Here is a 23,914-nt window from a genome sequence, read left to right on the forward strand (position 1 = left end):
GGCCCAATGTAGACCCTGTTGCCAACCTTCGTTTGACGTGGTTTGCTGTCAATCAACACCAAACAACATCAAATGATGCGTTTCGACATCAGACGATTACGAGCGAAGGGGGACCCGGTGACAGCAGGTCGAGCACTCCGGGCACGCGAGGCACTCCTCGCCCTCGGCGTCGGGTGCGCCCTGCCGGGCGGCGTCGCCCTCACCACGGCGACCGGCACGGGCGCGCAGCGCCTGCTCGCAACGGCGAGCGCCCCCGGCGGTGACCCCGCCGCCGCGATCACCGGGCTCGCCGCCCTCGTGGCCGCCGGCATCGCCGGGTGGCTCACCCTCTCCCTCGCCCTCGTCCTGCTCGCCCGGCTGCCCGGGCGACTGGGGGCGCTCTCCCGCCTGGCGCGCGACCGGGTCACCCCGGCGATCGTGCGCCGGTGGGCCGCGATCGTCCTGGGGGCCTCCGTCACGGCCTCGGTCCTGCCCGGCACCGCCGTGGCCGCGGTCCGGGTCGTCGACGCCAGCGAGCCCCCCGCGCCGGGGTGGCGCCCATCCCCCGGCGCGGGTGACGCCCCGTCCCCGACGAGCTCCCCGAACTCGACGAGCGCCCCCACCCGGAGCGCACCTCCTGCTCCGAGGGCCCCCTCCCCCACGAGCACGCCCGCGCCCCGGGCCTCGCAAGCTCCCGCCCCCGGGTGGCTGCCCACCACACGCCCTTCGACCACGTCGCGTGCGGCCACACCCCCTTCGTCCACGTCGCCCAGCTCGACGACCCCCGGACGGACCGGTCCCCGCGTGACGACCACGGCCCCTGCTCCCGGGTGGACCCCGAGCCGGCCGCGCGCCCGACAGCGCACCGACCCGACACTGCTCACCGGCCGCCAGAGCCCCAGCTCGACCCGCGAGGTCGTCGTGCGCCGCGGCGAGACGCTGTGGTCGATCGCCGCCACGCACCTGGGCCCGGGCGCGACCGACGCCGAGGTCGCCGCCGCCTGGCCGCGGTGGCACGCCGCCAACTCCGCCGTGATCGGACGCGACCCGCACCACCTGCTTCCGGGCACCCGCCTGACGCCACCCAGCCACGACCACGACCCGGGCACCGTCCCGGCCACGAGGGGGACCCCATGACCAGCACCGCACCGAGCGCTCCGCTGCGCGTCCTGCCCGCACCCCGGATCAGCCCGCCGGGAGTGCCGCTGCCCACCCACGCCGAGGGCGCCGCCGAGCAGGCGGGTCGGGCCACGCCCTACGTCCAGGACGCCCTGGCCGTCGACTTCGCCGCGGCGAGCGACGAGCAGATCTTCGGGCAGCAGGCCACCCGGGCCCGCGACCTGCCCGACCCACGCCAGTGGGCGGCACACATCGCCCAGGGGCTCGTCGAGGTCATGCACGGGGTCCGGCCGCCGAGCCAGGTGATGCGCTGGACGAGCCCAGAGGTCTACGCCGTCGTGGCCCGTCGCGGCTCACGCGCCGGCCGTCGTCGCACCTCGACCGGCGCGGCACACCGCACCCGGGTGCTGCGCGTCCACCTGTGCGAGCCGGCCGACGACATCGTCGAGGCCTCGGTCGTCCTCGTCGACGGCGGCCGGGTGCGCGCCCTGGCCCTGCGGCTGGCCGGGCGCGACCACCGCTGGGTCGTTCAGGCGCTGCAGGTCGGCTGAGTCGCCGGCGGCGACCGCGGTCAGCGGCCCTTCTTGGCCGCCTTCTTCGCCTTCTTGGCCGCGGCCCGACGCTCCGAGCGGGACCCACCGGAGGCGGACCCCCCTTCGTCGTGCTCCTCGACCCCGCCGTCCTCCGACGGCGCGGAGTAGTGCAGATTGCGCTGACGGGAGCCGTCCTCGAGGCCCTTGGCGGTGACCTGCGGGCGAGCGGCCGGCTCACCGTCGGCGTCACCAAACATCTCGGCGGCACTGCGGGGCTGCGTCGAGGACTGCGGCACCTCGGGCACCTGGACCTCGCTGTTGAAGAGGTAGGCGACCGACTCCTCCTTGATCGCCTCGTTCATCGCCTCGAAGAGCTGGAAGCCCTCGCGCTGGTACTCGACGAGCGGGTCCCGCTGGGCCATCGCACGCAGGCCGATGCCCTCCTTGAGGTAGTCCATCTCGTACAGGTGCTCGCGCCACTTGCGGTCCAGGACCGAGAGCACGACGCGACGCTCGAGCTCGCGCGCGACCGGCTCGCCGAGCTCGGCCTCGCGGCGGTCGTAGGCCTCGTGGATGTCGGTGACGATCTCCTCGCGCAGGCTCGCGGCGGTCAGTCCGGCGCGGGAGCCGGCACCGTCGATGAGCTGCTCGGGCGTGACCGTCGCCGGGTAGATCGCCTTGAGGGCGGTGAAGAGACGGTCGAGGTCCCAGTCCTCGGAAAATCCGCCGGCCGTCTCGGCGTCGACGTAGCCGCCGACGACATCGGTCATGAAGAGGCGGATCTGCTCCTCGAGGTCCTCGCCCTTGAGCACCCGACGCCGCTCGTCGTAGACGACGGTGCGCTGGCGGTTGAGGACGTCGTCGTACTTGAGGACGTTCTTGCGGGTCTCGTAGTTCTGACCCTCGAGCTGGCTCTGCGCGCCCTCGATCGACTTGGTGAGCATCTTGCCGGCGATCGGCGTCTCGTCGTCGATCTTGGCCGTCTGCATGACCCGGTCGACGAAGCCGGCGTTGAACAGGCGCATCAGGCTGTCCTCGAGGGAGAGGTAGAAGCGCGACTCCCCCGGGTCACCCTGACGACCGGAACGACCGCGCAGCTGGTTGTCGATGCGGCGCGACTCGTGCCGCTCGGTGCCCAGGACGTAGAGACCACCGAGCTCGGTGACCTCCTCGTGCTCGGCCTCGACCGCCTTCTCGGCGGCGGCGAGCGCGTCGTCCCACGCCGCCTCGTACTCCTCCGGCGTCTTCTCCGGGTCGAGCCCGCGCTTCTTCAGCTCGGCGACGGCACGGAACTCGGGGTTGCCACCGAGCATGATGTCGGTGCCTCGACCGGCCATGTTGGTCGCGACGGTGACGGCGCCCTTGCGGCCGGCATCGGCGACGATCGCGGCCTCGCTCTCGTGGTGCTTGGCGTTGAGCACCGCGTGCTTGATCTTGCGCTTGCGCAGCTCCTGCGAGAGGTACTCGCTCTTCTCGACGCTCGTCGTGCCCACGAGCACCGGCTGGCCGGTCTCGTGGCGCTCGGCGATGTCGTCGACGACGGCGTTGAACTTCGCCTGCTCGGTCCGGTAGACGAGATCGGCCTGGTCCTTGCGGATCATCGGCTTGTTGGTGCGGATCGGGACGACGCCGAGGTTGTAGATCGAGTTGAGCTCGCCCGCCTCGGTCTGGGCGGTACCCGTCATGCCCGAGAGGGTGTCGTACATGCGGAAGTAGTTCTGCAGGGTGATCGTCGCCAGGGTCTGGTTCTCGTTCTTGATCTCCACACCCTCCTTGGCCTCGATCGCCTGGTGCATGCCCTCGTTGTAGCGGCGGCCCGCGAGCATGCGGCCGGTGTGCTCGTCGACGATGAGGACCTCTCCGTTGATCACGACGTAGTCCTTGTCGCGGGTGAAGAGCTCCTTGGCCTTGATCGCGTTGTTGAGGTAGCCGATGAGCGGGGTGTTGACGCTCTCGTAGAGGTTGTCGATGCCGAGCAGGTCCTCGATCTTCTCGATGCCCGGCTCGAGGATGCCGACAGTGCGCTTCTTCTCGTCGACCTCGTAGTCGCCCTCGGCCTCGATGCCGCGCATGAGGTCGGCACCGTGGCCGCGCTCGAGCTTGCGGACCATCTTGGCGAACTCGACGTACCACTTCGTCGGCTGGTCGGCCGGGCCGGAGATGATGAGCGGCGTGCGGGCCTCGTCGATGAGGATCGAGTCGACCTCGTCGACGATGGCGAAGTTGTGGCCGCGCTGGACGAGCTCGTCGGTGTTCCACGCCATGTTGTCGCGCAGATAGTCGAAGCCGAACTCGTTGTTGGTGCCGTAGGTGATGTCCTTGGCGTACTCGGCGCGGCGCTGCTCGGGGTTCATCGAGCCGAGGATCACGCCCGTCTCCAGACCCAGGGCCCGGTGGACACGGCCCATGAGCTCGGCCTGGTACTCGGCGAGGTAGTCGTTGACCGTGACGACGTGCACGCCCTTGCCCTCGATGGCGTTGAGGTACGAGGGCAGGGTCGCGACGAGGGTCTTGCCCTCACCGGTCTTCATCTCGGCGACGTTGCCCTGGTGCAGGGCCGCGCCACCCATGATCTGCACGTCGAAGTGCCGCTTGCCGATGGTGCGGCGGCTGGCCTCGCGGACCGCCGCGAAGGCCTCGGGAAGGATGTCATCGAGCGTCTCGCCGTCCTTCAGGCGCTTGCGGAAGACATCGGTCTCCGCCCGCAGCTCGGCGTCGGTCAGCTTTTCGAAGTCCTCCTCGATGGCGTTGACCTGGGCGGCGATGCCTTCGAGCCGCTTGACGGTGCGGCCCTCTCCGGCGCGGAGGATGCGCTCGACGATCTTCACGAACCTGAACTCCTGACGTGGTCTATCCGGGCACGGCACAGCGTCGCCGCCCCGGAGCAGTCTGACCACAGGCTAATCGTTTGCGGGCCCGGTAACCGACCGGGCACTCTGACCCGAGTGAACGAGCACCCCGCCGACGAGGTTCCGCACGGCCACTTCCCCGGCATCGTGCCGGTGCTCGAGGACGGTCGCGTGCGGCTGCGGGCGATGACCGCAGTGGACCTCCCCTTCGTCGTGGAGATGTGCCGGGACCCCGAGAGCGCGCGGTGGACCACCGTGCCCCAGCCCTACGACCTCACCACGGCCGAAGGGTTCCTGCGGACACACGCCGAGGGATGGGCGCAGCCGCGGGGCCGGCGCCACTGGGCGATCGAGCTCCTGCCCGACGACGAAGGGGGCGAGCTCCCCTTCGCCGGGCAGGTGGACGTGCGCCCCGGTGAGCGGGCCACCTTGCCCTGGGAGGTCGGCTTCGCCCTGCACCCGGCGGCGCGCGGGCACGGGGTCATGTCGGCGGCCCTGCGGATCGCGGCGCAGTGGGCCTTCGCCCACCGGGCGCCGAGCCTCTACTGGCTCGCCGCGCGTGGCAACTTCGCCTCGTGGCGGGTGGCGCACGCGTGTGGCTTCACCCACCACGGCACCCTCCCCCAGCGGGTCCCGGTGCGTGACGGCACGGCCGACGCCTGGGTCGCCTCACTGCTACCCGGTCAGCCGATGACGGCACGGCAGCCGTGGGTCGTCCCGCCCGTCGTCGAGGCGGACGGCCTGCGGCTCCGGCCCCTGCGCGACGACGACACGGCGATCGCCGAACCGCACGACCACCCGCCGCACCACCTGCCGGCGCGGGCAGTGCCGACGCCCGAGACCTTCGACGACTGGCTGCTGCGCCGCCGCGAGTCGATGTCGATCGGCCGCGGCAGCAACTGGTGCATCGCCGACGCGGACTCCGACGAGCCGTTGGGCGAGGCCCTCGTCTTCGTGCGCGACGGCGGGCTCGCCGAGGGTGGCACGGCCGAGCTCGGCTACTCGGTGCGCCCCAGCGCCCGAGGTCGGGGCGTCGCCGCGTGGGCCGCCCGCGCTGCCGCCGACCTCGCCCTGCGCCCGGTGGGCGAGGGCGGCTTCGGGCTGCGGCGGCTCGTCGCCGAGACGGCCGCGGACAACGCGGCGAGCAACCGCGTCCTGGAGCGCGCCGGCTTCACGCCCTGGGGGCGCGAGGAGGCTGCCGACGCGCCCGACGGCTCCGTGGGGCCGGCGATCCACTGGGAGCGGCTGGCCTGATCAGGCGCCGACGACCTCGGCCAGGCCCAGCCAGGTCGCCATGAGACCCAGCTCCTCGGCGAGCTCGCGCCGGTCGTCCGCTCCCCCGCGACCCGGCTCCCAGGTCACCTGGCGGGCGAGGAGCGCGCCGGCGGTGCGGTCGGCCTTGAGGTCGACGCGGCCGACGAGTTCGTCGCCGAGGAGGAAGGGCAGCACGTAGTAGCCGTGGACCCGCTGCTCCGCCGGCGTGTAGATCTCGATCCGGTAGTGGAAGTCGAAGATCCGCTCCACCCGCGGCCGGCACCACACGAGGCTGTCGAAGGGGGACAGCAGCGCCCGGGCTTGCACGGCCCGGGGCCGACGCGCCTCGGCGTGCAGCCAGGCCGGCTCGGCCCACCCTCGGACGTCGACCGGTTCGAGCTCACCCGCGGCGACGAGCCGCTCGATCGCCGGACGCACGTGGACCCGCTTGAGCCGAAAGTAGTCGGCGAGGTCGGCCTCGGTCGCCACACCCGTGGCACGCGCGGAGATGCGCACGAGCTCGGTGTAGGCCTCGTCGGCCGCGGGCCGCGCGGCGGGGTCGAGCCAGAGTGGCGCGTGGGCGGGCGGCACGACGCGCTCGAGGGCGGCATAGCGTCGCTCGAACTGCGAGGTCCGCCCGGCAGAGCTGATCTCGCCCGCCCAGAAGAGGTGCTCGAGGGCGTGCTTGACCTGCGACCAGTTCCAGCCCCAGTGCTCCTTGTCGCCCGTGCGCTCGTGTCCCAGCGCGGCCTCGATCTCCCGGGCCGTGCGCGGACGGCCGGCGCGGACCTCGGCGAGCACGGCCGAGACGACATCGGGCTGGTCGCGCGCGACCGCCTGCATGCCGCCCCACGACTCCTCCCTGGCCCGGCGCATCCGTGGGTGCTCCATGAGGGGCCAGGTGCTCGGCGGCAGCAGGCTGGCCTCGTGGGCCCAGTACTCGACGAGTCGCCGCGGCGCCCGGTCGCGCATGCGGTCGAGCAGGGCGGTGTCGTAGGGGCCGACGCGGGAGAAGACGGGCAGGTAGTGGCTGCGCGCGAGCACGTTGACGCTGTCGATCTGGATGAGCCCGACGGTGTCGACCACCCGCTGCAGGTCCCGCGTCGTCGGCTCCCGCTCCGGCCGCGGACGAGCCAGCCCCTGGGCGGCCAGGGCGATGCGACGAGCAGCGGCCGGGGTCAGTGTGCGCACGAGCCCAGACTGCCCCACCCCACCGACAACCGCGCTCGCTCGGCTGGCACGATCCGCGGGACGAGCTGGCGCGGGACGAGTCGAAGGGGGCCCGCCTCGCCCGTCACAAGCGCGGGCGAGGGCTCGGGGCGGCCCGACTCATGGAAAAGTCCGGACTGCCTGCTCGACGTGAGGTCGAAGACCAAGCGGTCCGGACTTTTCCTTAGGGCCGTCCGAGCCTTCGTCCGCGCCACCCGACCACGCGGGTCGTGCCGGACGAAGAGAGGCTCAGCGGACGGAGACGGGCTCGTCGACGCGGGTGCCGTTGACCGCGGCCCCGTCGACGGAGGTGCCGTTGACGGCGTCCTGGACGTCGAGGTGGATCACGCCGTAGGACCAGCCCCGCCGGCGGTAGACGACGCTCGGCCGGTCGTTGTCGGAGTCGTGGAAGAGGAAGAAGTCGTGACCGACGAGCTCCATGCGACGCACCGCCTCGGCAAGGGTCATCGGCGCCGACTCGTGGACCTTTTCGCGGACCTCGATCGGGCTGTCGCCGATCGTGCCGAACTGGTCGGGCGTCTCCTCGTCCTCGGTCGGCAGGTCGGTCTGCAGGGGCTCGGTGAGGTCGGCCGTCGCGGCGGCCACCGACGTGCGACGGCGGCCCCGCAGGACGTGCCGCTTGTCGTGGGCGCGGCGCAGCCGCTCGAGCAGCTTGTCGACGGCGAGGTCCACAGCCGCCTGGCGGTCGTCGTGGCAGGCCTCGGCGCGGATGACCGGCCCCTTGGACCGGCAGGTGATCTCGACGCGCTCGCTGACCTTGGACTGCCGGGGGTTGGGCTCGTGACTCACCATGACCTCGATCCGCTGCACGCGGGGATCGAGCTGCGGCACCTTCGACAGCTTGCTGTCGAGGTAGTCACGCAGTCGGTCGGAGACGGTGACATGGCGTCCGGTGATGGCAATTTCCACGGAGTCCTCCTGGGGACGTCGGGTGGTGCTTGGGGTAAGCGCCTGGCGAGGGCCTCACAGCCGGGGCACCACCTCCCGTCGGGGCCCGGGGTCGTCCTCGGGCCGCCGCCCGAGGACGCGGAAGGCCCCTGCGTCTCTCCGGCCGTGCCGGTCGAGCGAGGGACCCATGACGACACGTTAGTCCGAGCGCGGACGGAAAGATAGGTGAACGGCCGATGACCTGCGCGGGGTCACCATCGCGACGGCCAGACGCACGTCGGCCGCCCCCGCGGCGAGCACCGCGCGGTGCGCCTCGGCGAGCGTGGCACCGGAGGTCAGCACGTCGTCGACGACGAGGACGTGCCGACCGCGGACCCTGCGGGGGTCGGTCACCCGCATCGCCCCGTGGAGGTTGGCCCGCCGCGACGCCTGGTCGAGACCGGCCTGGTCGGCGGTGCGCCGGATCGTCGTCAGCGCCGTCGACACCTGCACGGTGGGCCCCACGACGCGGGCCGCCCGGCGGGCGAGCAGGAGCATGGGTTGATCTCCTCGTCGGCGGATCGCCGCCCGCGAGGAGGGCACGGGGACCAGGAGCACCGGCAGCCCTGCGGGCGGGGAGGTCGTGGCCAGCGCCCGGGCCACGGCATCGGCGAGCAGGCGGCCCATGGGTGCAGCCAGATCTCGCCGCCCCTCGTCCTTGAAGGCCGTCGCCAGCCGCGCGGCGACCCCGTCGTAGCGCAGCGTGCCGTGACACCCCGGCCAGCCGGCCGGGACGGGACGTGGCGCCAGGGGGCCGAGGTCGTCGAGGGCCAGGTCGGCCAGCTCGAGACGGCACCCGGGGCACAGGCCGACGTCGGGCGCACCACAGCCCGCGCACGTGCGGGACAGCACGAGGTCGACCGCCGCGCGCAGCACCCCACCGATCGCAGATCCCACGACGGCAGTCTTGCTCCGTCGTACGCCGGCGGTCGTCGGTGGTGACCTCCTGTGGACGGCGCGGGTCACTCCCTTCGGGCTGTGGACGAAGGGAGGGTCACACGCCTCCCGCAGCCACACCGGTGAGGGCGGGCAAGGACTGCCACCGCCCACCCGAGCGCTGGAACACCTTGTTCCCCTCGGTGATGAGCACGATGTCGCGCTCGTCGCCGGTGGTCGTGATCCGCGCGGCGCCGGGTCGCTCGGCCACCTCGTCGACCGTCCCCCCGACGTGGACGAGATAGGGCTGGAGCACCGACTGCTTGTCGCGCCGACCTATGACGGCCAGCGTCGTCGGGTCAACCCACACGGCATCGACCATCTCGACCAGCTGGGCGCCGACACGGAAGGTCTGCGGCGAGGTCTTGAGCGGCAGGCCGTTGGCCCGACGCACCACGCCGGCCACCTCGAGGGTGCTGCCGGTGCCCAGCGACTCCTCGGAGATCACCGCGATCCGGCTGCCCTCCGGTGACACGACGGCCGCGCGCACGAAGCGCCGACCCAGCCACGGGGTGGGGACGTGCTTGGGCGCCGAGGCCGAGGTGTCGTCGGTGTTGGCGGTGGCGTTGACGGCCCAGAGCCGGTGTCCCGTCTCGCGGCCCAGCCCCGAGCCGCCGACCCACAGCACCCCGAAGTAGTCGTAGCAGGGGCGGGTCATGTCGGCGGCGAAGGTCGGCACCGCGACGTGGGTGCCGTTGTCGCGGTATCGGGTCAGCTCGCGCCGGGTGCGGTCGAGCACGCCCAGCTCCTGACCGTCGAGGCGCGCGCCCATGACCTGGGAGCTGTCGAGGATCGGCTCGAACTTCGTCGCGGCCGTGCGCATGTGCTGCTCGGAGACCGCGGAGAGGCGGTCGCCGACCTTGACGACCTTGTCCCCGGCCCGGGCGAAGACCGCAGGGGTGCTCGTCTGCGTGCGGTCGACGAAGCCGAGCTGCTCGGGCGTCGTCAGCGGTGCGTCGATCCCCAGCTCGAGGGCGTTGCCCGAGAGGGTGATGCTCACCTCGGTCACCTGCGGCACGGACATCAGGGTGGCGACGAGCTGGGCCGCGAGCTTCTTGCGGGTCGTCGTGTCGTCGGCGACGGACTCGACGTCGAGGTCGACGCGGGCGACCCCGTCGCGCACCGGGACTGCATCGACGACTAGCCGCGCGCCGTTGTCCGTGGAGACCGCGTCCTCGAGGTAGTCGGGCACCCGCCCCAGCTGCGCCCGCACGAGTCGGGTCGCCAGCTGGTCCTGGGGGAACCACCGCTGGTCGACGACCAGGGTGTTCCAGCCGATGGCCGGGTAGTGCACCGGGAAGTCGCGGAAGATGTAGCCGACCTCCTGGTCCTGCAGCAGGCGACCGAACCCGTCCTCGAGCTTGTCGATGCGCCACTCGCCCTCGACCTGGGTCATCTCGAAGTCGAAGACCTCCCACAGGTTGGGCGGCGCGACGGTGTAGCGACCCTCGGTGTCGATGATCGCCGCGACGTGCACCTTGATCCGGTAGGCATTGCGGCGCCCCGTGATGGGCCGCACCTCCGGCTCGCCGTCGTCGTAGATCACCGTCTGGCTGTCGGGGATCCAGCCACGGGCCATGGCGTCGGTGAGGTAGGAGCGGGTGATGTCGAGCCGCTCGCCGCTCGTGGCCCCGGCATGGAGGAAGCCGAGGATGATCTCGTCGGCGCTGGCGCCCTCCTCCGGGCGGTTGGGGATGCGGTTGAGGGGCACGGGCGGCTCCCCGTCGACCTCGAGACCCGGGCGGATCGTCGAGTCGGTGCCGAGCCCGCAACCGGCCAGGGCGCCGGCCGCCGCGATCCCGAGGAAGGCCCGGCGGGACAGGTCACCGGGGCTCATGCCTCGTCCCGGGGCAGGTCGCCCTCACGGGGAGTGAGCGGCAGCGGCGAGGAAGCGAGCGGGCCGCCCGCGGTGCGGGGCACGGTGAGCCGGAACCGCGACCCCTCCCCCGGCTCTCCCCACGCCTGCAGCCAGCCGTGGTGGAGCCGCGCGTCCTCGAGGGCGATCGCCAGCCCGAGGCCGGACCCACCCGTGGTCCGGGTGCGGGCCGGGTCGGCCCGCCAGAAGCGGTTGAAGACGAGGGAGGCCTCGCCGGCCTTGAGCCCGACTCCGTGGTCGACGACCAGCACGGCCGCGGCATCGTCGTCGGCGGCCACCCAGACGTCGACCGGACGCCCTTCGCCGTGCTCGATGGCGTTGACGACGAGGTTGCGCAGGACCCGCTCGATGCGCCGGGAGTCCACCTCGGCGACGGCCGTCTGGCCCGGCTGGCGGTGGATGGTGACCTCGCTGCCACGCGTGTCGGCGATCGACGCCGTGGAGTCGACGACCCGGTCGACGATGGCGAAGAGGTCGACGGGGTCCTGCTCGAGGACGGCCGCACCCGCGTCGTAGCGGCTGATCTCGAGCAGGTCGGCAAGCAGCTCCTCGAAGCGGTCGAGCTCGTCGTGGAGCAGCTCGGCCGACCGGCCGGCGACCGGGTCCATCTCGTCGCGCGAGGAGTGCAGCAGGTCGGCCGCCATGCGGATCGTCGTCAGCGGCGTGCGCAGCTCGTGGGAGACGTCCGAGACGAAGCGCTGCTGCACCCTCGACAGCCCCTCGAGCTGGCGGATCTGGGTCTGCAGGTTGTCGGCCATGTTGTTGAATGACTGCCCGAGCAGGGCGAGGTCGTCGTGCCCGCGCGCCGACATGCGCTCGTTGAGGTGCCCGGAGGAGAGCCGCTCGGCGGCGGCCGCGGCCCGACGGACGGGGGTGACGATCATGCTCGTCACGATGTAGGCGATGGCGGAGACGAGCGCGATGAGGAAGAGCGCACCGAGGATGAAGGAGCGCGAGATCGTGTCGAGGGTCGCCTCCTCCTGGTCCATGGGGTAGATCAGGTAGATGTCGTAGGTGCCGGCGCTCGGCAGCTCGACCTGCGACCCGACGACGACGGCCGGCACGGTGTCGGCCGTGGTGGCTGTCCCCGGCAGGTCGGAGCCGACGTCGTCGTGCGTCGGTCGCGCCAGCTCGATCGTCGTCGTCGACTGCCTCGTCGGGTCGGCCGAGACCGACTGGCGCAGCGAGCTCGGGATCGCCTCGAGGCTGACGTCGTCCGACTCCTCAGAGGGGATGCGCACGTCGGTCGTGTTGTTGAGGCTGCGGGTGAAGACGACGTAGCGGCTGTCGTCGCCGGCCGGCGCCTTGAGCGTGCTGTTGACGACGGTGTTGGCGAAGACCGACAACTCGCCGGCCGCCGGGGCGCCGGTGTAGCTGTTGAAGCGGGCCTGGGCGTCGTTGGTCAGGTCACGCGACTCGGCCTGGGCGCGATTGATCCGGTCGTCGATCAGCCCATCCGCGATCGAGCGGTACATCGTCAGGCTGATGATCGAGACGACGACGAGGCCGAGGATCAGGGTGCTCGTCACGACCCGGAAGCGCAGCGAGCGCCGCCAGTGCCCCACGAGCTGCTTGACCCGCCGCACGAGCCAGCCGTCGGTGGGCTGCTCGGGCTCGGCCGGTTGCCCGGCGCGCGCCGCGTCCGGGGCCCCGGCCTCCTCGGTGTCGAGGGCCGAGGTCATCGTCAGGACGGCCCAGCCTTGTACCCGACCCCGCGGACGGTGACGACGATCTGGGGGTTCTCCGGGTCGTGCTCGATCTTCGAGCGCAGCCGCTGGACGTGCACGTTGACCAGGCGGGTGTCCCCGGCGTGGCGGTAGCCCCAGACCTGCTCGAGGAGCACCTCGCGGCTGAAGACCTGCCACGGCTTGCGGGCGAGCGCGACGAGGAGGTCGAACTCGAGGGGGGTCAGGCTGAGCGACTGGTCGCCACGCTTGACCGAGTGACCGGCGACGTCGATCGTCAGGTCGCCGATCGTCAGCCGCTCGGGCTCGGGCTCGTCGCCACGGCGCAGCCGCGCGCGCAGGCGGGCGATGAGCTCCTGCGGCTTGAAGGGCTTGACGACGTAGTCGTCGGCGCCGGACTCGAGACCGACGACGACGTCGACGGTGTCGGTGCGGGCGGTCAGCATGACGATCGGCACCCCGGACTCCTGCCGCAGCCGGCGGCAGATCTCGATGCCGTCCATGCCGGGCAGCATCACGTCGAGGAGCACGAGGTCGGGTCGCGTCTCGTGGAAGGCGTCGATCGCCCTCGCACCGTCGCCCACGTGCGCGACGTCGAGGCCCTCCTTGCGCAGGACGATCCCGAGCATCTCGGCGAGCGCCTGGTCGTCGTCGACGACGAGGACACGTCCCTTCACGGTCTTGCCTTCCCACGGGGTGTGCAGCTGCCTGCTCATCATCACACAGGGGCCCGGCCGACCCCGTGAGCCACGGCCGGTAGCCTCGGACCAGAGGTCCGGCGATCGGCCTGCGGACGAGGGAGCCGTACCCGCACCACGACACGACGGACTCATCGGGGAGTTGTCATGTCCTGGCTCGTGCTCGTCGCCTCGGGGATGCTCGAGGCCGTCTGGGCAGCGGCGCTGTCCGCGTCCCACGGCTTCACCCGCCTGCGTCCCACCCTGCTCTTCCTCGTCGCCCTCGCCCTGAGCATGGGCGGCCGCGCCCTGGCCGTGCGCACCATCCCCATCGGCACCGGCTATGCCGTGTGGACCGGGGTCGGGGCCGCCCTCACGGTCACCTGGGCGATGGTCACCGGCGCCGAGACCTTCACCCCGCTCAAGGCCCTGCTGCTGGTGGGCATCGTCGGCGCGGTCATCGGGCTGAAGCTGCTCCCTTCGCCCTCCGACGCCGACGACACCGGGCCAGCCTAGGCTCGATGGGTGACCACCCGGCCCGTCCCGATCAGCCTGCTCGACCGCTCACGCACCCGGGCCGGGGAGCCGACCGCCCTCGCGCTGCACGAAACCGTGGAGCGCGCCCGCCGGGCGGAGGAGCTGGGCTTCGACCGGATCTGGGTGGCGGAGCACCACGCCGTGCCGGGCATCGCCAGCGGGAGCCCGCCCCTGCTCATGGCGGCGATCGCGGCCCGGACCGAGCGCATCCGGGTCGGTTCGGGCGGGGTCATGCTGCCCAACCACCGGCCGATCGTCGTGGCCGAGCAGGCGAAGATGCTCGCCGCCCTCCACCCCGGCCGCGTCGACCTCGGGGTCGGGCGGTCGCTCGGCTTCACCGCGCCGGTCCGGGACGCGCTCGGCGTGCACGACTACGGCCCGGACGACTTCGCGGGCGACGTCAGCGCCCTGGCCGACCTGCTGGCCGATGCCGGTCCCGTCACCGCGATGCCGAAGGGGGTGCCCGCTCCCCCGCTCTTCGTCCTCGCGACGGGGTCGGGTCTTGCCGTCGCGGCGCGGCTCGGACTGCCGGTGGTCGTCGGTGGGCCGCTGGTTCACGGTGATCTGACGCCGTTGGCGGACTACCGCGCCGCCTTCCGCCCGCGCCACCCCGACGACGCGCCGCGGGTGCTCGTCAGCGTCGACGTGCTGGTCGCCGACTCACCCGCACGCGCCCGCGACCTCGTCCTGCCCGAGGCCTGGGCCATGGTGGAGTCGCGCACGACCGGGGCCTTCCCTCCCCTTCGTCCGGAGCCTGCGCTGCGCCTCACCGCCCGCCAGCAGGAGCAGGTCGAGCGCCACCTCGACCAGGTGGTCCACGGCACCGTCACCGACGTCGCCGAGCAGCTCACCGCGATCGTCGAGCGCACCGCCGCCGCCGAGGTCCTCGCCTTCTCCTCCACCCACGACCGTGCCGCCCTGCGCGACAGCGACGCCGCCCTCGCCACGCTCCACCCCTGACCGACCGGGGGCCTGCGACGCTCCTGCGTCGTACCTCAGCCACCGGACGCAGCGGGGCCCGGAGACGGGTGTCTCCGGGCCCCGCTGCGTCCGGTGTCAGTAGCGGTAGTGCTCCGGCTTGTAGGGCCCGGCGACGTCGACGCCGAGGTACTCGGCCTGGCCCTTGGTCAGCTCGGTCAGCTCGACACCGAGGGCGTCGAGGTGCAGGCGGGCGACCTTTTCGTCGAGGTGCTTGGGCAGGGTGGTGACGCTCGGCCGGCCCTCCTCGTCGACGTACTCCTCGGCCTTGTCGAAGAGCTCGATCTGGGCGATCGTCTGGTTGGCGAAGGAGTTGGACATGACGAAGCTCGGGTGACCCGTGGCGTTGCCGAGGTTCATCAGGCGGCCTTCGGACAGCACGATGATCGAGTGGCCATCGGCGAAGGTCCACTCGTGGACCTGCGGCTTGATCTCGGTCTTGGTGACGCCGTCGATGCGGGCGAGGCCGGCCATGTCGATCTCGTTGTCGAAGTGGCCGATGTTGGAGACGATCGCCTTGTTCTTCATCGACGACATGTGCTCGGCGGTGATGACGTCGTAGCAGCCGGTCGTCGTGACGAAGATGTCGCCGTAGGTCGCGGCCTTGTCCATCGTCGTGACCTCGAAGCCCTCCATCGCGGCCTGGAGCGCGCAGATCGGGTCGACCTCGGTGACGACGACGCGGGCGCCCTGACCGGCGAGTGCGCTGGCGACGCCCTTGCCGACGTCGCCGTAGCCCGCGACGACGGCCACCTTGCCGCCGACGAGGACGTCGGTGGCGCGGTTGAGACCGTCGAGGACGGAGTGACGAGTGCCGTACTTGTTGTCGAACTTGCTCTTGGTGACGGCGTCGTTGACGTTGATCGCCGGGAAGAGCAGCTCGCCGGCCTCGGCGAGCTGATAGAGGCGGTGCACGCCGGTCGTGGTCTCCTCGGTGACGCCCTTGATGCCGGCGGCGACCGTGGTCCACTTCTGCGGGTCGGTCTCGAAGGTGCGGCGCACGAGCGCCTTGAAGACGCCGAACTCCTCGGAGTCCTCGTCGGTCGTGGGCGGCACCTGACCGGCGGCCTCCCACTCCTTGCCCTTGTGGACGAGCATCGTGGCGTCGCCACCGTCGTCGAGGATCATGTTGGGCCCGCCGTCGGCCCAGGTGAGGATCTGCTCGGTGCAGTCCCAGTACTCCTGCAGGCTCTCGCCCTTCCACGCGAAGACCGGGACGCCCTGCGGGTCCTCGGGGGTGCCGGCGCCGACGACGATCGCCGCGGCGGCCTCGTCCTGCGTCGAGTAGATGTTGCAGCTGGCCCAGCGGACCTCGGCGCCCAGCGCCGTGAGGGTCTCGATGAGCACGGCGGTCTGGACGGTCATGTGCAGCGAGCCGGCGATGCGCGCGCCCTTGAGCGGCTGGCTCTCGCCATATTCTTCGCGCAGGCTCATCAGGCCGGGCATCTCGTGCTCGGCGAGGCGGATCTGGTGACGGCCGGCCTCGGCGAGGCCCAGGTCGGCGACCTTGTAGTCGAAGGACACGTGAAAACTCCTGTGACAGGTGTGGGATCGGACCCGGCGCGACCCTTCTGGGCCTGTCGCGGGTCATCACCCACGCCGGCGCCGACAGTCTAGTGCCCGCGGTCCACCATCTTGCCCCAACCCTTGACGTTCTCGAACACATGTTCGATACTGGGTGGTGGGGAAAGGGGGCCGCGATGACGCAGCCGACGACAGCGTCGACCACTGACGACGAAGGGGGCGTGCTCGCGGGTCTGCGGGCGACACTCGCCGAGCTGTCGGGCACCGACGTCACCGGCCTGGGCGAGGCGGACCTCCTCGAGGTGGTCGCCGTGCTCGAGGAGGCGAAGGGAGCCGCGTCCGCGGTGCAGGCCCGAGCCACCGCAGCCTTCGTGGCCGACCGCGACGAGCGTGCCGGGCAACAGCGGGCCAGCGGTGAGATCACCCGACGTGAGGCCGCCGTCCTGCGCAGAGCTTCGCGGACCGAGGTCGCCCTGGCGCGACGTTGCTCCCCCGGCCAGGCCGACCGCCACGTGGGCGTGGCCCGCGCGCTCGTGACCGACCTGCCCCACACCATGGCCGCCCTGACCTCGGGTCGGATCAGCGAGTGGCGCGCCACCATCGTCGCTCGCGAGACCTCGTGCCTGTCCCCGGCCAACCGCCGCGAGGCCGACCGCCGCCTGACGAAGTGCCTGACCACCCTCGGTGACCGAGGTCTGGCAGCGGCCGCGCACCGCGCCTGCATCGACCTCGACCAGGCCGCCATCGTCGAGCGGCGCCGGCGCGCCGCAGCCTCCCGACACGTCTCTGCGCGACCGGCACCCGATGGCATGGCCCGGCTGAGCATCCTCGGCCCCGTCGTGCAGGTGGTCGGTGCCCTGGCCGCGCTCAAGTCCGCCGAGGCAGCCCGACGCACCGCCACCGGTGACCCGGTCATGGACGCCGAGCGAGCCGCCGACGAGCGCGGCGCGGGGGCGTGGCAGGCCGATACAGCGCTCGAGCTGTTGTCCGGACGAGCTTCCGGGCAGCCCCAACCCGTCGAGATCGGGATGGTCATGGACGCCGCGGTCGTCGACCCCACGCGTGGTCCGGGCGGCGGCCGGGGCGTCGGCGAGCGCGTCGAGGTCACCGGCTTTGGGGCCGTGCCCGCCGCGCAAGCTCGCGAGCACCTCCTCGCCGTGTGCGCCGCCGAGGGCGACGATGGGGCCGGCACCTGGTTGCGCCGGCTGTGGACCGGGGCAGACGGACGCGACCTGGTTGCCATGACCTCCCGGCAGCGCGTGCACACCGGTGGGCTGCGACGCCTCATCGAGCTGCGCGACCAGACCTGCCGCATCCCGTGGTGCGATGCCCCCATCACCCAGATCGACCACGCCCTCCCCGCAGCACGCGGCGGACCCACCTCCGCGGGCAATGGTCTCGGGGTCTGTCAGCGCCACAACCTCGACAAGGAGGCCCCGGGGTTCACCGTCCGGATCGAGTCGACCGGCCTCGATGCAGACGGTCCCGACCCCGGCGGAGGGCCCCACGCGATCACGCTGTCCACGCCCACCGGGCGCACGGTCCATTCGCACGCGCCGCCGATCCTCGGCCACGGCCGAGACGTCCACACCACGTCCCGCGTCGAGATCCTCCTCGAGGAGTGGCTCAGGGCCGCGTAAGCGGGTCAGTGGGCCCCGGCGGTCTCCCCTTCGTCCTTGCCGAAGGGCAGCACGTGCATGACCGCCACGACGACGGCACCGACGAGCAGACCGAGGATCGCCGAGCCCACGGTGTTGGTCAGCCACCCGAGGATGCCGCCGAGGGCGCCGGTCGCCTCGTGGACGACCTCCTCGAGGTGGTGGACGAACTCGTAGGGCTGCGGGAGCCAGCCGGTCTCCTCGAGGCCGACGAGGATGATGTGGCCACCGACCCAGAGCATCGCGGCGACCCCGACGACGGACAGCACGGTGAGCAGCTTCGGCATGCCGGAGACGAGCCTCTGGCCGACGGTCTGCGAGAGGCCGGACTCGCGCTTGGAGAGGGCCAGGCCGATGTCGTCCATCTTGACGATGAGCGCCACGGTCCCGTAGACGACCAGGGTGATGGCGATCGCCACGACGACCATCACGGCGAGCAGGTACCAGAAGGAGTCGTTGAGCCCCTCGTCGAGCACCGCCTTGAGCGAGATGACCATGATCTCGGCGGAGAGGATGAAGTCCGTCGTCACGGCACCCTTGACGATCGTGTCCTCGTCGCCGACCTGCTCCTCCTCCCCGGCGTGGTGGCCGTGGCCGGAGACCTTCTCCCAGATCTTCTCCGCGCCCTCGAAGCACAGGTAGGTGCCGCCGAGCATGAGCAGCGGGGAGAGCAGCCAGGGGATGAAGGCGTTGAGCAGCAGGATCGCGGGCACGATGAAGACGAGCTTGTTGCGCAGCGACCCGACGGTGATCCGCTTGATGATCGGCAGCTCGCGCTTGGGGTCGAGCCCCTCCACGTAGCGCGGGGTGACGGCCGTGTCGTCGACAACGACCCCGGCGGCCTTGACGCTGGCCCGGCCCGAGGCTGCGGCGACGTCGTCGATGGACGCGGCTGCGGCCCGCGCCAGCACCGAGATGTCGTCGAGCAGGGCGAAGAGACCGCCGCTCATCGCCGGGATCCGGTCATCGTGTGGGTCATGTGCACGGGGACAGCGTATGGGAGCCGGACGGTCGGTGCGCTCAGGCGAGCGGCGGCGACTCCACGTGGTCCTCGGGCGGGTTGAAGTCGAGCCCGAGCAGCGCATTTTCGACGACCTCGGTGAGTGCCGGGTGGATCCAGTACTGGCCACGGACCATGTCGGCGACCGGTTGGTCGAAGGCCATCATCTGGATGAGCGGCTGGATGAGGGTCGACGCCTGCGGGCCGACGAGGTGCCCACCGACCAGACGCCCGGTGCGACGGTCGGCGATGACCTTGCAGAGGCTCGAGGTGTCCTCCATCGCCCAGCCGTAGGCGGTGTCGCCGTACCGCTGCACCTTGACGCTGATGTCGAGCCCCTGCGCGCGGGCCTCCTCCTCGGTGAGCCCGACGGAGGCGATCTGGGGGTGGGTGAAGACCGCGGCCGGGACGGCCGTGTGGGTGTAGGACTGCAGGTCGTCGGGGTGGGCGAGGTTGTGGGCGACGACGCGCGCCTCGTGGTTGGCGACGTGCTTGAGCTGGAAGGGGGATGACGCGTCGCCCAGGGACCACACCCCGTCGGCGGTGGTCCGGCCGTGCTCGTCGACGACGACCCGGTCGTCGTCGTGGACCTCCACCCCGGCGACGTCCAGCCCCATGTCCTGGGTGCTCGGCCGGCGGCCCGTGGCCACGAGCACGACGTCGGTGTCGACCGTCGACCCGTCGGAGAGGGTGGCCGTGACGCCGCTGCTGGTCCGACGCATGTCGGTGACGGTGGTCCGGAAGCGCACGTCCCACTGCTCCGCCGCGGCCGCGGTGAAGGCCGCCGAGATGTCGCCGTCGAGGTGGCGCAGCAGGCGGTCTCCACGGGCGGAGACGACGACCTCGGTACCGAAGGCGGAGAAGACGTGCGCCATCTCCATGGCGATGTAGCCGGCCCCGACGACGAGCATCCGCGCCGGCAGGTCAGGCAGCCGCATCACGGTGTCGGAGGTGTGCAGCTCGACGCCCTCGCGCTCGGCGGCAGCCGCCAGCTCGTCGGGGATCACGGCGTGGGACCCGGTGGCCACGACCACCTGGCGGGCACGGACCTGCTCGGTCCCACCGTCGAGCAGCGCCACCTCGAGCTCGCGCGGCCCGGTGAAACGCGCCCGACCGCGCAGCAGGTGCACCCCTTCCTCGTCGCGGCGATAGGCCTCACCGGCCGCGGAGATCGGGTCGATCCGCCCGAAGACGCGGTCGCGCACGTCGGTGAAGCGCACCCGCTCGAGCGTCGCATCGACACCGAGCCGCCCCCCTTCGCGCACCGCGGTGGCGATCTCGGCGACGTGGACGTACATCTTCGTCGGGATGCAGCCAACGTTGAGGCAGGTACCGCCGAAGACGGCACCGCCCTCGATCATCGCGAAGGTGCGGTCCGACAGGTCGTCGGTGAGCAGGCTGTTGCCGGATCCGCTGCCGATGACAGCGATGTCGACGTCGATCACTCGGGGGCCTTCCTGGGCAGGTGGAGGTCGGAGATGCCGGGGGCGGTCGCGGGGTCGAGCCCGTGACCGATGGCGAGATAGGTGGCCGCGAAGTCGGTGAGCGCGACGAGCTCGGCGAGCCGCTCGAGCGGGTGGCCGGGCGAGGCCGTGTGCTCGAGGACCCGGACCCCGCTGGCCCCGGCGTGGTCGGCGACCGACTGGGCGGTGTTGTGCCGCTCGACCTCGCTCGGGCCGTCGCCGGTCGCCGGGACCGGGTCGCGCAGCAGGAGCAGCCCGAGCTGTGGACCAGCGGGGCCGTCGAGGTAGGGGTCGGCGAAGACGTCTCGCCCGCCGTCGGGCGCCTGCTGGCCACCCGCGTAGGGCCCGGACAGGCAGGCGACGACCTGGGCCGCCGCATCGGGCAGCCGGCCCCAGGTGGCGGGCGTGCGCGCCGTGCGGGCGAGCATCGCGCTCGTGCGGTGCGCCGCGACGCCCGTCACCGGTCCGTCGCCGAGGACGACGGGCGCCAGCTCGGACAACTCCAGGGCCAGGGTCTTGGCGGGGTTGACGAAGTACTCCGCATCGGGCCGGAAGCGCTCGGCCTGATCGTCGAGTCGGTCGGCCACGGCGGCGAGCACCTCGGGTGGGACCTCGGCGACCCCGCAGGCGGTGGCGGCGAAGAGCGCGGGGGTGACCAGCCCCCACATGGCCGTGCGCGAGTGCCCACCCGGTACCTCGACGGGCACGTGCACCCCGCGGGCGTGCGCGGCCGCATCGGCGAGCGGGCTGTCAGGAGCGCCGATCGTCAGCAGCTGGGCGCCGCGCCGGGCGGCTTCGCGCGCCTGGCGGACGGGGCCCTCGGCCCGCCCCGAGAGGGAGACGGCGATGACGAGGTCGAGGGTGCCGACCCAGCCCGGCAGTGGGCCGGAGCCGTCGGCGCTCAGCAGGACGGGACCGCTGCGCGAGACGAGCAGGTCGAGGACGGAGCCGACGGCCTCCGCTCCCCCGACCGCGGCGACGTGCACCGCTCGTGGCCGGTCGCGCGACATGCCGCTCAGGTCGGTCTCGGCGCAGGCGGTCATCGCCCGCCGCATCTGGGCCCCGGCGCCGGCCAGGGCTCGCAGCATGTCGGTGGTGTCGACGGCGCGACGGTGCCCCTCGTCGTCGAGCAGCGTCTCGTCGAAGGGGGTCATGGTCGCCTCAACCCCGGGGCCGGGCCTCGTCGACGAGGAGGACGGGGATGCCGTCGTCCACCCGGTAGGCCAGACCGCAGTCGGCGCCGGTGCACACCAGCTCGGGGCCGGCGGCGCCGGTCTCGTCGCGCAGCTCGGCGCGGCACGCAGGGCAGCGCAGGATCTCGCGCAGCCAGGGCTGCATCGTGGACTCGCTCATGTCAGGCCTCTCGGATCGTCGTCAGGACATCGTCGCGCACCCGCGCCATCGTCGCCTCGTCGGCAGCCTCGACGTTGAGCCGCAGCAGCGGCTCGGTGTTGCTCGGGCGCAGGTTGAACCACCACTGCGGAGCGCCATCGGCACCGGGCAGGGTGACGGTGAGCCCGTCGAGCTCGTCGACGCTCGTCCCCTCGGTGGCATGCCGCGCCCGCACGACCTCGGTGACGGCGGCGGCGTCCGCGACGGTGGAGTTGATCTCGCCGGAGGCGACGTAGCGCTCGTAGGGCGCCATGACCTCGCTCAGCGGGGCGTCGCTCTCGCCGAGCGCGGCGAGCACGTGCATCGCGGCGAGCATGCCGGTGTCGGCGAACCAGAAGTCGCGGAAGTAGTAGTGCGCCGAGTGCTCCCCGCCGAAGACCGCGTCGTGCTCACGCATGTCGGCCTTGACGTAGCTGTGGCCCACCCGCGTGCGCACGGGGCGGGCGCCCGCCTCGGCGATGATCTGCGGCACCGCGGCCGAGGTGATCGCGTTGTGCACGATCGCCACGTCGCCCGGAGCGCGCCCGGCGGCGACCTCACGGGCGATCTCGCGGCTGGCGATCATCGCGGTGATCGCGCTCGGGCTCACCGGGTCGCCGTGCTCGTCGACGACGAAGCAGCGGTCGGCGTCGCCGTCGAAGGCGATGCCGATGTCGGCGCCGTGGCTGCGGACCCGCTCCTGGAGATCGACGAGGTTGGCCGGGTCCAGGGGGTTGGCCTCGTGGTTGGGGAAGGTGCCGTCCAGCTCGAAGTACATCGGGTCGATCGTGAGCGGCAGGCCCGGCAGCCCCGAGTCGGTGCCGAGGACGGCCGGGACGGTCAGCCCACCCATGCCGTTGCCGGCGTCGACCGTGACCCGAAGGGGGCGACAGCCCGACAGGTCGACCAGGCCGCGGAGGAAGGCCGCGTAGTCGGCGAGGACGTCGCGTCGGGAGACGGTGCCGGGGCGGACCCCGTCGAAGGCCGACACCCCGGCATCGAGGTGGGCCTGGGCGAGGTCGCGGATCTGCGCCAGACCGGACTCCTGCCCGACCGGGCGGGCGCCGGTGCGGCAGAACTTGATGCCGTTGTAGCGGGCCGGGTTGTGGCTCGCGGTGAACATCGCGCCCGGCAGCCCGAGCGCCCCGCTGGCGTAGTAAAGGCCATCGGTGCTGGCCAGCCCGATGAGGATCGCGTCGACCCCACGTGCGGTGATACCGCGGGCGAGGGCGTCGACGAGCTCCGGGGAGCTGGGCCGCATGTCATGCCCGATGACGACCGCGGACGCGCCCTCCTCGAGGGCGACGACCTCGGCGAAGGCGGCACCGAGAGCGTGCGCCACGTCGATGTTGAGCTGCTGCGGGACGAGGCCGCGTACGTCGTAGGCCTTGACGAAGTCGGAGAGCGTGGTGGTCACCGCGCCAGCCTAGTTCGCCCGGCGGGGGCGTCGGGGGCGGGATCAGTCGCGGTCGCGCAGCACGCGCAGGTGGCCACGACGCCCGGTCTCGGTGACGCTCGTCGGCTCCGGTCGCGCACTGGTGGCGACGTGCCGGGTGCGCTCGGAGTCGGTCTGCGGCTCGGGGCGGCGGCGCACGACCTCGGCGAGCGCGACGAGGTCGTCGTGGGTGGCCGGCGCCGGCTGGTCGGCGGCCAGCCGCACGACGTCCCAGCCGCGAGGAGCGGTGAGCCGGTCGGCGTGGTCGTCGCACAGGTCGTAGGCGTGGGGCTCGGCGTAGGTGGCGAGCGGGCCGAGGACGACCGTGGAGTCGGAGTAGACGTAGGTCAGGGTCCGCGCCGCCGGTCGCGGGCACGCGGCACGGGAGCACTGGCGAGAGACGGACACCCGTGCAGGCTAGGCCACGATCGCCGCGATGTGCGACGCCACGCCGTCGGCCGCCACCTACGATCGGGAGGGTGAGTCGTCATCGAGATCGTCGTGGCCGGGGCCTGCGCGGCCCGCTCGCGCACCCTGCCGTCCCGGCGATGGCGACCCGGGCGGAGGCCTTCGACGACCTCGTCATCGACACCGCACAGCGCTTCCGCGGCGTGCTCGGGCGCCGGTGGGGCGACGTGGAGTTCGCCGTCGAGGACATCCCTCCGTCGGACCCCGCCAGCTGGGAGGAGGGCGTGCCCCTCGCCCGGCTGTGGCCGGCGCACGGGCCCCTGCCGGCGCGCATCGTCGTCTACCGCCGCCCCGTCGAGACGATCTCCCGCGGCACCGACCAGGCGGAGGTCGTCCACGAGGTCATGGTCGAGCAGGTCGCGCGCCTGCTCGGGGTCGACCCCGACGAGATCGATCCGCCCCGCTGACCCAACCC

The 23,914-nt window shown here is 72.3% G+C and carries 21 protein-coding genes and 1 riboswitch; of the genes, 7 read left to right on the plus strand and 14 right to left on the minus strand.

The genetic code is table 11. The features are described 5' to 3' along the window. Window positions 1-117: 117 nt before the first annotated feature. Both NYE39_RS06210 and NYE39_RS06215 read left to right on the plus strand, forming a co-directional pair. The gene (locus NYE39_RS06210) at window positions 118-1,116 is read left to right on the plus strand and encodes a LysM peptidoglycan-binding domain-containing protein (protein ID WP_341012132.1); all 999 of its coding nucleotides are present in this window, start codon (window positions 118-120) and stop codon (window positions 1,114-1,116) included. Further along, a complete protein-coding gene (locus NYE39_RS06215) occupies window positions 1,113-1,649 on the plus strand; it encodes an Rv3235 family protein (protein WP_072625153.1) in 537 nt (178 codons plus the stop codon). The genes NYE39_RS06210 and NYE39_RS06215 overlap by 4 nt, the downstream gene beginning before the upstream one ends. A 20-nt stretch (window positions 1,650-1,669) precedes the next feature. Here the strand turns inward: NYE39_RS06215 and secA are convergent, their stop codons facing one another. After that, entirely contained in the window at window positions 1,670-4,459 is a 2,790-nt protein-coding gene (gene secA / locus NYE39_RS06220; RefSeq protein ID WP_341012133.1) for a preprotein translocase subunit SecA, read from the minus strand. Between the two features lie 117 nt (window positions 4,460-4,576). Here secA and NYE39_RS06225 point away from each other — a divergent pair, with 117 nt between their 5' ends. After that, window positions 4,577-5,734 (plus strand): GNAT family N-acetyltransferase, encoded by a 1,158-nt coding sequence (locus NYE39_RS06225; RefSeq protein ID WP_341012134.1) that lies wholly within the window; start codon window positions 4,577-4,579, stop codon window positions 5,732-5,734. On the opposite strand, the gene NYE39_RS06230 is transcribed toward NYE39_RS06225, so the two are convergent. The 6 genes from NYE39_RS06230 to mtrA all read right to left on the minus strand — a co-directional run bounded on the left by NYE39_RS06230 (window position 5,735) and on the right by mtrA (window position 13,065). After that, entirely contained in the window at window positions 5,735-6,925 is a 1,191-nt protein-coding gene (locus tag NYE39_RS06230) for a winged helix-turn-helix domain-containing protein (protein ID WP_341012135.1), read from the minus strand. A gap of 267 nt (window positions 6,926-7,192) precedes the next feature. After that, entirely contained in the window at window positions 7,193-7,873 is a 681-nt protein-coding gene (hpf, locus tag NYE39_RS06235; RefSeq protein WP_072625157.1) for a ribosome hibernation-promoting factor, HPF/YfiA family, read from the minus strand. A 177-nt stretch (window positions 7,874-8,050) separates the two neighbouring features. After that, complete coding sequence (locus NYE39_RS06240; RefSeq protein WP_072625158.1) at window positions 8,051-8,788, minus strand: ComF family protein; 738 nt, start codon at window positions 8,786-8,788, stop codon at window positions 8,051-8,053. Between the two features lie 97 nt (window positions 8,789-8,885). Further along, the gene (locus tag NYE39_RS06245) at window positions 8,886-10,664 is read right to left on the minus strand and encodes a GerMN domain-containing protein (RefSeq protein ID WP_341012136.1); all 1,779 of its coding nucleotides are present in this window, start codon (window positions 10,662-10,664) and stop codon (window positions 8,886-8,888) included. Then, entirely contained in the window at window positions 10,661-12,385 is a 1,725-nt protein-coding gene (mtrB, locus tag NYE39_RS06250; protein WP_083546130.1) for an MtrAB system histidine kinase MtrB, read from the minus strand. Before mtrB ends, NYE39_RS06245 begins: the two co-directional genes overlap by 4 nt. A gap of 2 nt (window positions 12,386-12,387) precedes the next feature. Further along, window positions 12,388-13,065, minus strand: a complete 678-nt coding sequence (gene mtrA, locus NYE39_RS06255; RefSeq protein ID WP_072626287.1) for an MtrAB system response regulator MtrA — start codon at window positions 13,063-13,065, stop codon at window positions 12,388-12,390. A 91-nt stretch (window positions 13,066-13,156) separates the two neighbouring features. Continuing rightward, a riboswitch (guanidine-III (ykkC-III) riboswitch) is annotated at window positions 13,157-13,222 on the plus strand. 11 nt (window positions 13,223-13,233) lie between these two features. Between mtrA and NYE39_RS06260 the strand changes: the two genes are divergently transcribed. Both NYE39_RS06260 and NYE39_RS06265 read left to right on the plus strand, forming a co-directional pair. Further along, window positions 13,234-13,581, plus strand: coding sequence for a DMT family transporter (locus tag NYE39_RS06260; RefSeq protein WP_072625160.1), 348 nt, complete (start codon window positions 13,234-13,236; stop codon window positions 13,579-13,581). Between the two features lie 9 nt (window positions 13,582-13,590). Beyond that, window positions 13,591-14,562, plus strand: coding sequence for an MsnO8 family LLM class oxidoreductase (locus tag NYE39_RS06265; protein WP_341012137.1), 972 nt, complete (start codon window positions 13,591-13,593; stop codon window positions 14,560-14,562). A 96-nt stretch (window positions 14,563-14,658) separates the two neighbouring features. Here the strand turns inward: NYE39_RS06265 and ahcY are convergent, their stop codons facing one another. Beyond that, window positions 14,659-16,104, minus strand: coding sequence for an adenosylhomocysteinase (ahcY, locus tag NYE39_RS06270; RefSeq protein WP_341012138.1), 1,446 nt, complete (start codon window positions 16,102-16,104; stop codon window positions 14,659-14,661). Between the two features lie 176 nt (window positions 16,105-16,280). Here ahcY and NYE39_RS06275 point away from each other — a divergent pair, with 176 nt between their 5' ends. Beyond that, entirely contained in the window at window positions 16,281-17,744 is a 1,464-nt protein-coding gene (locus NYE39_RS06275) for an HNH endonuclease (RefSeq protein ID WP_341012139.1), read from the plus strand. Between the two features lie 5 nt (window positions 17,745-17,749). On the opposite strand, the gene NYE39_RS06280 is transcribed toward NYE39_RS06275, so the two are convergent. The 6 genes from NYE39_RS06280 to NYE39_RS06305 all read right to left on the minus strand — a co-directional run bounded on the left by NYE39_RS06280 (window position 17,750) and on the right by NYE39_RS06305 (window position 23,439). Beyond that, a complete protein-coding gene (locus NYE39_RS06280; protein ID WP_341012140.1) occupies window positions 17,750-18,712 on the minus strand; it encodes a DUF808 domain-containing protein in 963 nt (320 codons plus the stop codon). A 70-nt stretch (window positions 18,713-18,782) separates the two neighbouring features. Beyond that, the gene (locus NYE39_RS06285; protein WP_084450356.1) at window positions 18,783-20,207 is read right to left on the minus strand and encodes a mycothione reductase; all 1,425 of its coding nucleotides are present in this window, start codon (window positions 20,205-20,207) and stop codon (window positions 18,783-18,785) included. Then, window positions 20,204-21,379, minus strand: a complete 1,176-nt coding sequence (locus NYE39_RS06290) for an SIS domain-containing protein (protein WP_192910610.1) — start codon at window positions 21,377-21,379, stop codon at window positions 20,204-20,206. Before NYE39_RS06290 ends, NYE39_RS06285 begins: the two co-directional genes overlap by 4 nt. A 7-nt stretch (window positions 21,380-21,386) precedes the next feature. Then, a complete protein-coding gene (locus tag NYE39_RS06295) occupies window positions 21,387-21,578 on the minus strand; it encodes a Trm112 family protein (RefSeq protein ID WP_072625166.1) in 192 nt (63 codons plus the stop codon). 1 nt (window position 21,579) lies between these two features. Next, window positions 21,580-23,013, minus strand: coding sequence for a phosphomannomutase/phosphoglucomutase (locus NYE39_RS06300; protein ID WP_341012141.1), 1,434 nt, complete (start codon window positions 23,011-23,013; stop codon window positions 21,580-21,582). 42 nt (window positions 23,014-23,055) lie between these two features. Further along, window positions 23,056-23,439: a DUF3499 domain-containing protein gene (locus NYE39_RS06305; protein ID WP_072625168.1), complete on the minus strand. Its 384-nt coding sequence runs from the start codon at window positions 23,437-23,439 to the stop codon at window positions 23,056-23,058. A 71-nt stretch (window positions 23,440-23,510) separates the two neighbouring features. On the opposite strand from NYE39_RS06305, the gene NYE39_RS06310 reads away from it, so the two are divergent. Continuing rightward, a complete protein-coding gene (locus NYE39_RS06310; protein ID WP_341012142.1) occupies window positions 23,511-23,906 on the plus strand; it encodes a metallopeptidase family protein in 396 nt (131 codons plus the stop codon). The last annotated feature ends 8 nt before the right edge of the window (window positions 23,907-23,914 follow it).

The sequence above is a fragment of the Janibacter sp. FSL W8-0316 genome, assembly GCF_038004165.1.
GTDB lineage: Bacteria > Actinomycetota > Actinomycetes > Actinomycetales > Dermatophilaceae > Janibacter > Janibacter indicus.